This is a genomic window from Pseudomonas sp. B21-023 (assembly GCF_024749165.1).
GTDB lineage: Bacteria > Pseudomonadota > Gammaproteobacteria > Pseudomonadales > Pseudomonadaceae > Aquipseudomonas.
In genome coordinates this window covers 1917000-1930101 of the sequence record NZ_CP087190.1, presented here as the reverse complement: position 1 = coordinate 1930101, position 13102 = coordinate 1917000, and the positions used below count along the sequence as shown (strand labels likewise).

The 13102-nt window shown below is 63.2% G+C and carries 9 protein-coding genes; 2 read left to right on the top strand and 7 right to left on the bottom strand.

The genetic code is table 11. From position 1 onward, the window contains the following. Nucleotides 1-6 precede the first annotated feature (6 nt). The 6 genes from LOY42_RS08755 to LOY42_RS08730 form a co-directional block, all read right to left on the bottom strand. Nucleotides 7-1200: an acetyl-CoA C-acyltransferase gene (locus LOY42_RS08755; RefSeq protein ID WP_139669813.1), complete on the bottom strand. Its 1194-nt coding sequence runs from the start codon at nucleotides 1198-1200 to the stop codon at nucleotides 7-9. 12 nt (nucleotides 1201-1212) lie between these two features. Further along, nucleotides 1213-1980: an SDR family NAD(P)-dependent oxidoreductase gene (locus tag LOY42_RS08750; protein WP_139669811.1), complete on the bottom strand. Its 768-nt coding sequence runs from the start codon at nucleotides 1978-1980 to the stop codon at nucleotides 1213-1215. 10 nt (nucleotides 1981-1990) lie between these two features. Beyond that, nucleotides 1991-3637 carry an AMP-binding protein gene (locus LOY42_RS08745; protein WP_139669809.1) on the bottom strand — a complete coding sequence of 549 codons (1647 nt, stop codon included), beginning with the start codon at nucleotides 3635-3637 and terminating at the stop codon, nucleotides 1991-1993. A 92-nt stretch (nucleotides 3638-3729) separates the two neighbouring features. Continuing rightward, on the bottom strand, nucleotides 3730-8241 hold the full coding sequence (locus LOY42_RS08740; protein ID WP_258600287.1) for an NEL-type E3 ubiquitin ligase domain-containing protein: 4512 nt from the start codon (nucleotides 8239-8241) through the stop codon (nucleotides 3730-3732). Nucleotides 8242-8346: 105 nt separating this feature from the next. Continuing rightward, nucleotides 8347-9369, bottom strand: a complete 1023-nt coding sequence (locus tag LOY42_RS08735) for an AraC family transcriptional regulator (protein WP_258600285.1) — start codon at nucleotides 9367-9369, stop codon at nucleotides 8347-8349. Nucleotides 9370-9433: 64 nt separating this feature from the next. After that, nucleotides 9434-10297: a LysR substrate-binding domain-containing protein gene (locus LOY42_RS08730; RefSeq protein WP_258600284.1), complete on the bottom strand. Its 864-nt coding sequence runs from the start codon at nucleotides 10295-10297 to the stop codon at nucleotides 9434-9436. A gap of 113 nt (nucleotides 10298-10410) precedes the next feature. Here LOY42_RS08730 and LOY42_RS08725 point away from each other — a divergent pair, with 113 nt between their 5' ends. After that, on the top strand, nucleotides 10411-11517 hold the full coding sequence (locus tag LOY42_RS08725; RefSeq protein WP_139669801.1) for a 2-aminoethylphosphonate--pyruvate transaminase: 1107 nt from the start codon (nucleotides 10411-10413) through the stop codon (nucleotides 11515-11517). Between the two features lie 34 nt (nucleotides 11518-11551). Further along, complete coding sequence (gene phnX, locus LOY42_RS08720) at nucleotides 11552-12379, top strand: phosphonoacetaldehyde hydrolase (protein WP_139669799.1); 828 nt, start codon at nucleotides 11552-11554, stop codon at nucleotides 12377-12379. 70 nt (nucleotides 12380-12449) lie between these two features. Here phnX and LOY42_RS08715 read toward each other — a convergent pair whose 3' ends face one another. Then, on the bottom strand, nucleotides 12450-13010 hold the full coding sequence (locus LOY42_RS08715; protein WP_139669797.1) for an NADPH-dependent FMN reductase: 561 nt from the start codon (nucleotides 13008-13010) through the stop codon (nucleotides 12450-12452). Between the last annotated feature and the right edge of the window lie 92 nt (nucleotides 13011-13102).

The window sequence follows — 13102 nt, the reverse complement described above, 5'->3', positions numbered from 1 at the left end:
TTCACCTCAGTACAGGCATTCGACGGCCATGGCCGTCGCTTCGCCACCGCCGATGCAGATGGCCGCCACGCCACGGCGCAGGTTGTTCTGGCGCAGCGCCGACAGCAGGGTCACGAGAATGCGCGCGCCCGAGGCGCCGATCGGGTGGCCCAGGGCACAGGCACCGCCGTGGATGTTCACTTTCTCATGGGGCAGGTCGAGATGCTTCATGGCCGCCAGGGTGACCACGGCGAAGGCCTCGTTGATCTCGAACAGGTCCACCTCGGCCAGTGTCCAGCCGGTGCGCTTGAGCAGCTTTTCGATGGCGCCGATGGGCGCGGTGGGGAACAGCGCCGGGGTGTCGGCGAAGGCCGCGTGGCCATGGATCAGCGCCAACGGCTTGAGGCCACGCTTCTCGGCCTCGGAACGGCGCATCAGCACCAGCGCCGCGGCACCGTCGGAAATGGAGCTGGAGTTGGCGGCGGTGACGGTGCCGCCTTCGCGGAAGGCCGGCTTGAGCTGCGGGATCTTGTCCAGGCGCGCCTTGGGCGGCTGCTCGTCATCCTTGATGACGCGCTTGTCCTTGCCCTCGGTGACTTCCACCGGGACGATCTCGGCAGCGAAACGGCCGCTCGTGATCGCATCCTGCGCACGGGTCAGCGAGGCGATGGCGAAGGCATCCTGGGCTTCGCGGCTGAAATCGCCTTTCTGCGCGCAGTCTTCGGCGAACGTCCCCATCAGCCGCCCTTTGTCGTAGGCGTCCTCGAGGCCGTCCATGAACATGTGGTCGATGATCTTGCCGTGGCCCATGCGGTAGCCGCCACGGGCCTTGTCCAGCAGGTATGGAGCGTTGGTCATGCTCTCCATGCCACCCGCGACGATCACTTCGGCGCTGCCGGCCAGCAGTTGGTCGTGGGCCAGGATCGCCGCCTGCATGCCCGAGCCGCACATCTTGTTCAGCGTGGTGCAGGTGGTGTGCTTGCCCAGCCCGGCGCCGAGGGCCGCCTGGCGCGCCGGGGCCTGGCCCTGCCCGGCCGGCAGCACGCAGCCGAACAGCACCTCCTGGACGCTGCCGGCATCGATACCGGCGCGTTCGACAGCCGCGCGGATCGCCGCTGCGCCCAGTTGTGGTGCGGTGAGGCTCTTGAGATCGCCCTGCAGGCCGCCCATGGGCGTGCGCACGGCGCTAACGATGACAATTGGGTCGTTGACGAGGGTCATGTTCAATGCTCCTTACTTGGCAGCCATGCGCAGGGCGCCGTCAAGGCGGATTACCTCGCCGTTGAGCATGCTGTTCTCGATGATGTGGCGGGCCAGGGCGGCGTACTCCTGTGGGCGGCCCAGGCGCGGCGGGAACGGTACGCCGGCGGCCAGGGAGTCGCGAACCTCCTGGGTCATGCCGGCCATCATTGGCGTCTCGAAGATGCCAGGGGCGATGGTCATCACGCGGATCCCGAAACGCGCCAGCTCACGGGCCGCAGGGAGCGTGAGGCTGGCAATCGCGCCTTTGGATGCCGCATAGGCAGCCTGGCCAATCTGCCCGTCATAAGCGGCGATGGAGGCGGTGTTGATGATCACGCCGCGCTCCCCTCCTTCGTCAGGCTGGCCCTCGGCCATGGCTGCCGCTGCAAGGCGCAGCAAGTTGAAACTGCCGATCAGGTTGACGTTGATGACCTTGGTGAAGCTGGCCAGGCCATGCGGGCCCTGCTTGCCCAGCACCTTCTCGGCGCCGACGATACCGGCACAGTTGATCAGGCCATGAATACTGCCGAATGCACTGACAGCAGCGTCGACCGCCGCCTTTGCGGCCTGCTCGTCACTGATATCGGCAACCGCGAAACCGGCGCTGTCACCCAGTTCACGTGCCTTGGCTTCGACGGCCGCGGCATTGAGGTCGACCAGCATGACCTTGGCGCCCGCCTCGACCAGCATCTGCGCGGTGGCGGCGCCCAGCCCTGAGGCCGCGCCGCTGACGATGAAATGTTTGTGGTTGATCTGCATGTGTGGTTCCTCAGGCGCTGGCGCGTGTGGCCAGCTGCGCTTGTTGTTTGGCGATTTCCTGATTGCGCAGGATGAAACGTTGCAGCTTGCCGCTCGGCGTCTTGGGCAGCTCGCTGACGAATTCGATTTCACGCGGATAGGCGTGGGCATACAGTCGCTGGCGCACGTGCTGGCGCAAGGCATCTTCCAGCTCGGCCGTGCCTGTCACACCTTGGGCCAGGACGACGAAGGCCTTGATCAGCTCGGTGCGTTCCGGGTCGGGCTTGCCGATGACTGCCGCTTCGATCACCGTGGGGTGCTCGATCAGCGCGCTTTCCACATCAAAAGGACCGACTCGGTAACCGGAGGTGGTGATCACATCGTCGCTGCGGCCAACAAAGCTGATGCTGCCGTCGGCGTTGAGCTCGACGGTATCGCCGCTGAGGTAATACTTGCCGACGAACGATTTGGTAGGTACATCGCGATAACCGCCGAACCAGCACAAGGGTGATTGCTCACGGTCCACGGCCAGAATCCCAGGTTGCCCGACCGACAGCTCCGCGCCCTGCTCATCGAGCACGACGATACGGTGGCCTGGAATGGCGAAACCGGCAGACCCCAGGTGTACCGGGTGCCTCAAGCCATGGTGGTTACACAGCACCATCCCCAGTTCGGTCTGGCCATAGTGATCGTGGATGGTCACTCCCAGTTCGTCGGCAAACCAGCGTATGACCTCTGGATTGAGCGGCTCGCCGGCACTGCTGACGACCCGCAGGCGGCCCTGTATTGGCGCGGAAAACGCTCGGCCCGCAGCGATCAGCAGTCGATAAGCCGTTGGCGAACCGGCCAGGTTGTTGATGCCCAGTTTGTTGATGATGTGCGCGCAGCTCTCGACGCTGAACGGGCCATCGTAGAAGGTCGTGGCGTGGCCCAGCGACAAGGGGCCGGTAACTGCGTAATAGAGGCCATACGCCCAACCCGGATCGGCCAGGTTCCAGAAGTTGTCTTCCGGGCGCAGGTCGATGGCATCACGCATGTAGCCCTGGAAGGCGACGATGGCGCGCAGCGGCACCTCCAGGGGTTTGGCCGGGCCGGTGGTACCCGAGGTGAACATCAGCAGGAAAGGGTCGTCACCCGTGCGCATGACAGGTTCACAGTCGCCCGCGACACTTTCGAGGCTGGCATGGAAATCCAGTTCGCCAGCGCGTGCCTTAACGGTGATGATCTTCGGGCAATCACTCACACTATCGAGCTTGGCACGGTTCTGCTGGTCGGTCACCACCACGCGTGCTGCGGACTGCTCCAGGCGATGTTCGATGGCCTTCGGCCCGAAGGCAGTGAACAACGGCTGGTAGACCGCACCCAGGCGCCAGGTGGCGAGGATGGTCACCAGCAACTCGGGGATGCGTGGCATCAAGCCGGCGACACGGTCGCCCGCGCCCACCCCCTGCGCTTTCAGCACGTTGGCAAAGCGGGCCACCCAGGGCGCCAACTCGTCGAAGGTGTACCGCTTGCTGTCGCCATCACGGCCTTCCCACAGCAGCGCCGGCTTGCCACTGCCGACATGGCGGTCACAGCATTCGACGCAGGCATTGAGGGCCGTCAGTTGCCCGTGCAGTGCTGCGCGGGCAGCCTGGGCATGGTCGAACGAACGGGCGGCATCGGCGTAATCACGCATCGTCAGACTCCTGGTTGTTAGTTATTGTTGGAGTGCACCATTGGTCTGACGATGTTGTCGCTAGAGGCCCTGACGGGCAATGGCCAAAGCTGTCAATCTGGATGACCGGTTTGGTCGCCAGGTGGCAGGACTGAATCCGCGTCGGGCCTCAGCAAGGGTGTGGTCAAGAAGATGACCAGACGGTTTTTCAGGTAATCAAGCTTTTCGGCCACCTCAGCGGTTTGCTCCAGATACTGCTGGCTGGTCATCTCGGACTGCCGGTCATATAGCTGGTCCAGACTGTCCTGGGATTGCTCGAGGATGGGCGCGAACGCTTCCGCCTGTTGCGTTTCCAGCCATTGGCTCCAGAATTTCTGCTGGCTCAAGAAAGCGGCTTTTGCTTCGACGGTGGCCGCATCCCTTACAAAGCCCCGTACGGCCGCCAGGTCCGCCTCGCTGACGTTGGCTATCGCGCCAAACAACATCGAGTGCGGCTGGCTTGGCAGCTTCATCTCTTCGGCCAACGCCAAGCGAAAATAAAGGCTGACCTCGACGGCATCAAGATGCGGGGTGCTCAGCGTCTTCTCTGCGATGTACCTGCCGATATGTTCCTTCAGCAGCGTGAGGCGGAACAAACCCTGCCCCAGGTCGAGCAGTGCCTGTTGCTGCTCGACCACTGCTGTCGAGCGCTTTGCGTTGTTCACCAATGCGAGCAGATGCAGCTCGCTGAAGCGATCGGCGACATCATCTGCACAGGTAACGTTGCCAACCGCATGGGCGTGGACGTCGTCTGCCAGCGCTGTGTCAGTATCCATGGCGTCAAGCAGCGTCCACACTCGAGCATCCAGCACACGGTGGTAGGCCTGATTGCGATAGTCGCTGCTTTGCTGCAGCCGGCGCAGGATCGTTTCCAGTTCGCGGCTTCTTGGGTCAGCGAACAATCGATCCCAGGTCGCCCCACGCGCTTGCGCCTGCTCTCCGACCACCCAGACTGCCCTGGCAGCCAGCAGCTCAGGGGCGGGTTGTGGGGCTGGCGGATGGACAGGTGCAGGGCGCGCATACAGGCGCTCCAGTTGCACCTGATCAATGGCGTTTCGACCCAGTAGAATCGAAGTACGATAGGTATACGGCATTGCCTGGATGGTGGCGGGTACGTTGACCAGGTTATTGGAACTCAGGTCGATCCAGCGCAGCAGTTGACACCGTTCCAACCCTGCAGGCCATTGCGTCAACCCGCACAGCCTCAGGCTCAAGCGCCTCAGGCCTGAAGCCCAATCGCCCAGAGACAGACTGCGAATCGACGGATTGAAACTGAGGTCCAGCTCCTGCAGGCGAGTCAGTGAACTCAGCGCCTCGGATACGCGCTCGCCGTTGCGAATACCGTTGTACGAAAGGTCCAGTCTTTCAAGAAATCGCAGGTACCGAATGCCGACCGGCAATGCTTCCAGACGGTTGCGCGCCATGCTCAGACGGCGAACATGCCCAAAGCAACTGAAGAAGGCATCTGGAACCATCTGCAGCGGCGTATCGACCATCGTCAGGGAGGTGACGTGATGGAAGTCGATCGCCTCATCCAGTATAGGCATGCCGTTCACACGATGGCCACTCAGGTCCAGAACAAAGCCGCGCACAACATTTTCATGGACATCCACCGGCAATTGCCGGCGCCAAGCCTGTAGCAACCTTCGGCCAAGCATGCGACGCGCTGCCCGTTCCCCTCCTGACCCGGCAGAAATCCATGTGTTCAGATAATGGTCGAGCAGATGAAAATTCTGCTCTTCAAGAAGCAGCGCTCCGTAGGGGTTGGCAGCGTCCAGAATACGAAACAGATGCTCATCGATCTGCCTGGGCGTATCACCCTGATAGAGCCTGGCCAATCGCCGCCGGACCCGCCACCCAGGCCCCCGCACTTGAGATACGCTGCCGCCTAGCGAATACCCTACACGGCCATCTCCCAAGCGCTGCCCCGGATTGAACCAGCCCTGCTGTTCCCGCCAGGCCAGTTGTTTCATCAGCTTCTGCCGACCTATGGGCAGCAGATTGACGACCTGTCGCCGTAGTTCGCCAGCCGGGTGCTCGCTGCCTAGGCCAAGGGCGGCTTTCTGCTCTGCTGTCAGTACTGTGACAAGGGCCTGGAAGAGGTCATCAGGGGCGCAGCTCTGCTCTGGCAACTCAAGGCCTTGAGCGTCATACAGCACGAACGCGCCCGCATGCCGCACCAGGGTTATCTGATCGGCTTCCGGAGCCTGCACGTTGATAACTGCCAGCCGGCGCCCCTCCGCAGAACCGAGGCGCAACTCCACGCGCCGCGAGAAAGACCAATGGCCAAGCCTCGACAACAATCCCAGCGCCAACTCATCACCGACATCACTGTAGGCGTTGCGCAGCATCACGCCCTGCACGGCTTGATTCAGCCTGGCAAGCTGAAGCAGGGAGCGCGCTTTGGTGGCGACAGGCAACGGCAGGCGCTGCAGCAACTCGACCTCTTCTCGCTCGTCGCCGCTGACCTGACAGGCCAATTCGATGGCGTAATCGGTGGGCAGGCCTGGGAAATCCCGTCGGAGTACTTGAACAACAGGATCAGAACCTGGCTCGACGGCTGTCAGGTAATCGAACAGGCCATGACGTAGCTCGATCTGTTGGTCGAGGATAGCTCCAGGTCGTTCGGCGGCCGTCAGCCCAGCTAAACCAGGGTGCTTCTCGCACCATTCAAGCAGCGCTGGGTCATCGGGCACAGACGCACCGCAGGCCAGCGACTCGAAGAAACGCTCGATCCTTTCATCGGCCTCGAAACGGCGCAGCGTATCGCGCAGGTTGGCCGGCAAAGGGCGGTTCTCCACCAGAATCCCTCGCAGTTCATCCACATCGCTGCAAGCCGCCTGCAGGACCTGCTTGGCGCGTTGCGGGTCGAGCGGACGTTGCTGTGGCCAGAGACGGCCAAGCATCTGCCGTGCATCCTTCCAGTCCATGGGCGAGTCGTCAGGTAGCAGCCACAGGCGCTCAGCGTTGTGCTGCAACACCGGCCCGTAAGCCTGTGGCCGATCCGGATGGAGCAACCGCCAGGCCCCGTTCTCACTCGGTTGATGAACCTCGTAATAATGCTCGTCAACCCTCAGCCAACGGCGGCTGCCTTGGAAATACAAGCCATCTGCGCCCAGGGTCGCGTCATCCGGCAACTCGCGCGCGTAGATACTCAGGTCGCCGTTCCACAGCCCTTGGCTGTCATCGTCCAACGCAACCACTTCCAGGCCCTCGACCAGCGCCCTGTCGACCAAACGGCCGACAGCGGCGCCTGCAACCAGCCCAACAGACGTGGCGGCAACAACCTGCGCCACGTTCAGTGCATGCTGCAATGCTTCGTGATCATGCCCTTTGGCCCAATTTGTAACGCCCTCGAACACCTGGGCGCAAACATCCTTCAGCAACGCCCCCAACAGCACGGCCCCTACCACCGGGATGAAGAATCCGGCCAGCCCGATCAGCCCCCAGCCAAGCGACTTCCAATCCTCCAGGCGTTTACGGCTGGCCTCGGCATCAGCGTCTGCGGTAGGTACAAGCAGCGCTTTGGCATCCGCGCGCACGCGCTCGACCTGCTCATCCACCCAGCGTGTGAAGACTGTGCCATGACCGGTCATGCCCTCTATCTGCAGGTCAGGCGCTGCATCCATCAAGCGCAACTGCAACTGCCGGAAGAACGCGCTGCGTGCATCCAGCGCGATCAATTGCAGGAGTTCGCGCAGATAACCCTGGCGCCGTAGGTGAGAGACCATTTCAACTTGCAAGTCCTGCGTGGAGCTGTGCCAGCGCAGTGGATTGTCGGCATCGCCAGGCATGTAGGTCACGACACCTGCATTATCGCCATCGACAGTTTTCAACTGGATGATCAATGCCTCATGGACCAGCACCCCCAGCATGGACATCAGCCCTGGATACGCCGTGAGCCTGGGCTCGGTACTCGTGCCGTTCGGGCTTTCAGCGTAGTGCTCCAGTGCGGCGCTCACATCGCTGTCGATCTTGCCCTTGAGAAATGCGACATGCACGGCCAGCTTGAAGCCCGCAAGCTTGTCCGCGACCAGCAGCGCCTTGTTCTGGGTGAAATGTTGATCAAGCAGTGCCTGGTACTGCTTTCCCGCATCCAGTTGGCGGCACGTTTCGATCAATTGCGCCGTGTTGCCAATGACCTGATCATCGCCAACCTGAACAACCAAGCCACTGCCGCTCAGAGGGGTGGCACTATCGGCAAAGTTCTGCGCCAGGCGCGACAGCGCTGGCTGAACTTCAAATGAATCTACGAAATGGGGAACCGAATGCCCCACCTCTTCACGCATCTTTCTTCGCCACTGCAAACTGGTCAGTGTTTGCCCATTCGGCAGCATGCCTGCCAGGGCTTCGGAGAATCTGCTCTCGGCGAACACATGCAGCGGTACCACTGCCTTGGTCGCGCTGGCCACGGCTATCTGGCTGGCTCTATGGCTGGCGATCAATACCCGCAACGTGTAGATGTTGGCTGCAGAGGTACCTGAGATCCATCGAGGGAGCGATTGGGTGAAAGCGGCAGCAGCCGTTTGCATATCCTTGGCAGAGACGCCGTTGCGGGTACTGGGTACAGTCGGAAATGTTCGCATGAAGAGCCCTCTGTGCTGATGAGAGGGCACAATCTTTCACTCATTGCGGCGAAGCTTCAGAGGGAAGCGAAACAGCTGCCACGGCGATTCGGGAGCTGCGGTCGCTCAGCAGTGAGCATCGCGCGCCTGGACCAGCGCACGGTAATGGCCGGGGTTGCAGCCGAACCATTTGCGAAAGGCCTTGTAAAACGAACTGCTGTCGGCAAACCCCAAACGCTCGGCGATGTCCGCCATGGCGGGTTCAGCCTCGCTGAGCCAGGCAATCGCCAATTCACGTCGCACGCTGTCTTTGAGGCCTTGGTAGGTCTGCCCCTCCTCGGCCAGGCGCCGACGCAGGGTGGAAGGCGACAGACACAGCTGCCGCGCCAGGGCGTCGGCGTCAGGCCACTGATTGGGGTGTCGATGCAACAGGTCGTTGCGTATACGCCGCCCCAGGCTGGCAGGATCGCGATACTTGACCAGAATGTTGCCGGGCGCTTCGGCCAGGAAGCGTTGCAGTTCCTGCGGCGTACGCTTGAGTGGCAGGTCAAGGCTGTCGGCGGCAATGATCATCCGCGTACGCGGCCGGTCGAATTGCAAGCTTTCCGAGAACATGACCCGGTAGTCATCGCAGAATGAAGGCTCGCCGCAGCGCAGGTCGATGGCCAGGATCGGGATGCGCCGGCCGGCCAACCAGCAGGCGACGCCGTGCACGATCATCCAGAAGGTGAAATAGGTGAAGGCTCGGCGGGACGCTTCGCGGGGTTCGTTGATGACGATTTCGGCGAGGCTCTGCTGGCGTATCAGGGTGGGATGCAGGTCCTCGAGCATCAACGAGAGAAAACCCAGCGCGACGTCCAGCCCCTCACCGAGGGTCGGCTGAGCCATGGCTGCGCGGGTCATGAAGGCCAGGCTACCGACGGGTAGGCCACGTGGGTCCATGGCGAAGAATTCATCGTTGCAGCGCCGCGCCAGCAGCCGCCAAAGCTGCGCGTAGGCATCGGCACTCACCCGCGCCTCTGGCAGCTCAAGCTGCGCCGGGTCGATACCGGCACGCCGCAGTACACCGACATCGGGTTGCCCTGCCGGGCAGGTCTGCAACAGGGCTTCGCGCACCAGCTGCATGGAAATGGTGTCCTTCTCGCTCATCGACAATCCAGTCTGCGCTGTGGTGGCCATCTTAAGCCGCCATGGAGAAAACGTCAGCCGCCAATCACTGGCCGGCGGCCAGGCCCAGGAATGCCTGGATCAGGCGCAGCTCGCGGCGGCGCTCCAGGCAACCGACCATGTGCTGGTTGACCAACCCCTGGCCGGCCAGGGGGCGGGCCACCACCCGGGGGTCATGGGCCACCTCGGTGGAGGACACCACGCCGATGCCCAGCTCCGCCGCCACCGCCTCGGTGACCGCCTCGCGGCTGTCTAGCTCCAGCAACACCCGGGGTTGCACGCCTGCGTCGGCACAGGCCTTGTCGAAGGTGCGCCGAGTGGTCGAGCTTGGCTCGCGCAGCACCATGATCTGCCTGTCCAGCACGGCCAGGGGCAAGTCGCCGTCGCTGCTCGCCCAGGCGTGCCCCACCGGCAGCAACGCGCACAGTTGCGACTCGCACAGGCCCTGCAGGTGCAGGCCCTTGCGTGGCTCGATCTCCGTCAGCACGGCCACGTCGGCATGCTCCGACAGCAGCGCGGCCAAGGTTTCCTGGGCGTTGCCCAGGCGCAGGTTGACGGTGATACCGGGGTAGCGCTCGCGCAATTGCGCCAGCATCGGCATCACCCGGTGCGGCCCGTCCGCCGCCACCTCCAGGCGCCCGGTGAGCAACTGCCGGTTGGCCTCGAGCATGGCCTGGGCCTCTTCGGCCAGGCCGAACATGGCCCGGGTGATGGCCGCCAGGCGCGTGCCCTCCTCGGTCAGCTCGACCCGCCGTGCGGTTCGCCGCAGCAACGTGATCTGGTAATGCTCCTCCAGCGCCTTTACATGCCCGGTCACCGCCGGCTGGCTGATGAACAGGCGCTCGGCGGCACGGGTGAAGCTGCCCTCGCGGGCGACGGCATCGAAGGCACGGAGCTGGAACAGGTTCATATCTATCGGCCTGACTTATGGCTGGCATATCTACAAACAATTTGATTGATGACACGGTGAATTGCAACCTAGCCCCACTAGCTTCCAGCCCACCGCAAGTGAGGAACCACGGAATGAGCAACGCCCCGATCCTGCTGACCCCCGGTCCACTGACAACCTCGATCCGCACCCGCCAGGCCATGCTCGTGGACTGGGGCTCGTGGGACCGCGACTTCAACCAACTGACCGCCAGCGTGTGCGAGCAGCTGCTGGCCATCCTCGACGGCAGCGCCAGCCATCACTGCGTGCCCCTGCAAGGCAGCGGCACCTTCGCGGTCGAGGCCGCCATCGGCACCCTGGTACCCCGGGACGGCAAGGTACTGGTGCTGATCAACGGCGCCTACGGCCAACGCCTGGCCAAGATCTGCAAGGTACTGGGCCGCGCGTACAGCACCTTCGAGACCGCCGAAGACCAGCCAACCACCGCCGCGGACGTCGACCGCCTGCTGGCCGCCGACCCCGCCGTGACCCACGTGGCACTGATCCACTGCGAGACCAGCACCGGCATCCTCAACCCGCTGCCAGAGATCGCCCAGGTGATCAAGCGTCATGGCAAACGCCTGATCATCGACGCGATGAGTTCGTTCGGCGCACTGCCAATCGACGCCCGCAAGATTCCCTTCGAAGCGCTGATCGCCGCCTCCGGCAAGTGCCTGGAAGGCGTACCCGGCATGGGCTTCGTCTTCGCTGAAAAAACCGCCCTGGCCGCCGCCGAAGGCAATGCCCACTCCCTGGCCATGGACCTGCAAGACCAGCACGCCTACATGACCAAGACCGGCCAGTGGCGCTTTACCCCGCCGACCCACGTGGTCGCCGCCCTGCACGAAGCGCTGCAGCAATACAACGAAGAGGGTGGCCTGCCCGCCCGCCACCAGCGCTACGCCGACAACTGCAAGACCCTGCTCGACGGCATGGCAAAAATCGGCCTGCAGAGTTTCCTGCCCGCCGAAATCCAGGCACCGATCATCGTCACCTTCCACGCGCCGAAAGACCCGCGTTACCAGTTCAAGGATTTCTACGAGCGCGTCAAGGCCAAAGGTTTCATCCTCTACCCAGGCAAGCTGACCCAGGTCGAGACCTTCCGCGTCGGCTGCATCGGCGTGGTCGGTGCCGATGGCATGCTGGCCGCCGTGAACGCCGTGGCCGAAGTGCTGCGGGAAATGGAAGTGCTGGACATCTGACCCTCTGCCCACCCAATTCAAGGAAAACGCGCACATGAACTACAGCAACCCCACCCAGCTGCAAGCCGCCATCCTCGACTGGGCCGGCACCGTGGTCGATTTCGGCTCGTTCGCTCCGACGCAGATCTTCGTCGAAGCCTTCGCCGAGTTCGACGTACAGGTCTCCATCGAAGAGGCCCGTGGCCCGATGGGCATGGGCAAGTGGGACCACATCCGCACCCTGTGCGACGTGCCGGAGATCGCTGAGCGCTACCGCAAGGTGTTCGGCCGCACGCCGACCGATGACGATGTGACCGCCATCTACGAGCGCTTCATGCCGCTGCAGATTGAGAAGATCGCCGTGCATTCGGCGCTGATCCCCGGCGCCCTGGACACCCTGACCGGGCTGCGCAAGGACGGCCTGAAAATCGGCTCCTGCTCGGGCTACCCGAAGGTGGTGATGGACAAGGTGGTCGAGCTGGCAGCGCAGAACGGCTATGTGGCCGACCACGTGGTGGCCACCGACGAGACACCGAACGGCCGCCCGTGGCCCGCCCAGGCGCTGGCCAACGTGATTGCCCTGGGCATCGACGATGTGGCCGCCTGCGTGAAGGTCGACGACACCGTGCCGGGCATTCTCGAAGGCCGCCGCGCCGGGATGTGGACCGTGGCACTGGTGTGTTCGGGCAATGCCCTGGGGCTGACCTGGGAAGGTTACCAGGCCTTGAGCGCGGAAAAGCTGGAGAGCGAGCGCAAGCGCATTCACGCGATGTTTGCAGGGTCGCGCCCGCACTACCTGATCGACACCATCAACGAGCTGCCCGAGGTGATCGCCGATATCAACCGGCGGTTGGCCAAGGGGGAGATGCCGCAGGCTTGCTGATCGTCCGCGTGATGGCCATCGCCGGCAAGCCGGCTCCCACAGGAGCCGGCTTGCCGGCGATGAGGCATCTTCAGACCGCCCGGTTAAGCTTCACCCACGAGGCAAACTTGTCGATGAACCCCTGCAGGAACGGCCGGGTCTTTTCGCTCAACTTGCCACTGTCATCGAACAACGTTGCCGCCCCACCGAGGTAAGCCTCGGGCATCTGCATGCACGGCATATCGAGGAACACCAGCGACTGGCGCACCGCATGATTGGCACCAAACCCGCCGATCGCCCCCGGCGACACGCTGGCCACCGCCGCCGGCTTGCCAGCCCACACGCTCTGCCCATAGGGACGCGATCCTACATCGATGGCATTTTTCAACCCCCCCGGCACCGAACGGTTGTATTCCGGCGTGACGAACAGCACCGCGTCGCTGCGGCGGATCTCGTCGCGGAAATGTTTCCACGCCTCAGGGGCGCCCTCGGCCTCGACATCTTCGTTGTACAACGGCAGGTCGCCGATCTCGACGATTCGCAGGGCAAGGCTGGACGGCGCCAGCTCAGACAGCGCGCGGGCCACCTTGCGGTTGTAGGAGTCCTTGCGCAAGCTGCCGACGACGACCGCTACCGAATAGACCTGGCTCATGGCGTTTTGCAACCTCTGCTCTGGGAATGGGACCAGTTAGTTATAGATGACCGTTCCTCGGCTTCGCGGTTTTTTTCCATTCGGCTGAAAAC

What these genes read in the sequence shown, in the direction of transcription:
- LOY42_RS08755 (WP_139669813.1), bottom strand. Translation starts at nt 1,200, where the DNA reads ATGACCCTCGTCAACGACCCAATTGTCATCGTTAGCGCCGTGCGCACG.
- LOY42_RS08750 (WP_139669811.1), bottom strand. Translation starts at nt 1,980, where the DNA reads ATGCAGATCAACCACAAACATTTCATCGTCAGCGGCGCGGCCTCAGGG.
- LOY42_RS08745 (WP_139669809.1), bottom strand. Translation starts at nt 3,637, where the DNA reads ATGCGTGATTACGCCGATGCCGCCCGTTCGTTCGACCATGCCCAGGCT.
- LOY42_RS08740 (WP_258600287.1), bottom strand. Translation starts at nt 8,241, where the DNA reads ATGCGAACATTTCCGACTGTACCCAGTACCCGCAACGGCGTCTCTGCC.
- LOY42_RS08735 (WP_258600285.1), bottom strand. Translation starts at nt 9,369, where the DNA reads ATGAGCGAGAAGGACACCATTTCCATGCAGCTGGTGCGCGAAGCCCTG.
- LOY42_RS08730 (WP_258600284.1), bottom strand. Translation starts at nt 10,297, where the DNA reads ATGAACCTGTTCCAGCTCCGTGCCTTCGATGCCGTCGCCCGCGAGGGC.
- LOY42_RS08725 (WP_139669801.1), top strand. Translation starts at nt 10,411, where the DNA reads ATGAGCAACGCCCCGATCCTGCTGACCCCCGGTCCACTGACAACCTCG.
- phnX (WP_139669799.1), top strand. Translation starts at nt 11,552, where the DNA reads ATGAACTACAGCAACCCCACCCAGCTGCAAGCCGCCATCCTCGACTGG.
- LOY42_RS08715 (WP_139669797.1), bottom strand. Translation starts at nt 13,010, where the DNA reads ATGAGCCAGGTCTATTCGGTAGCGGTCGTCGTCGGCAGCTTGCGCAAG.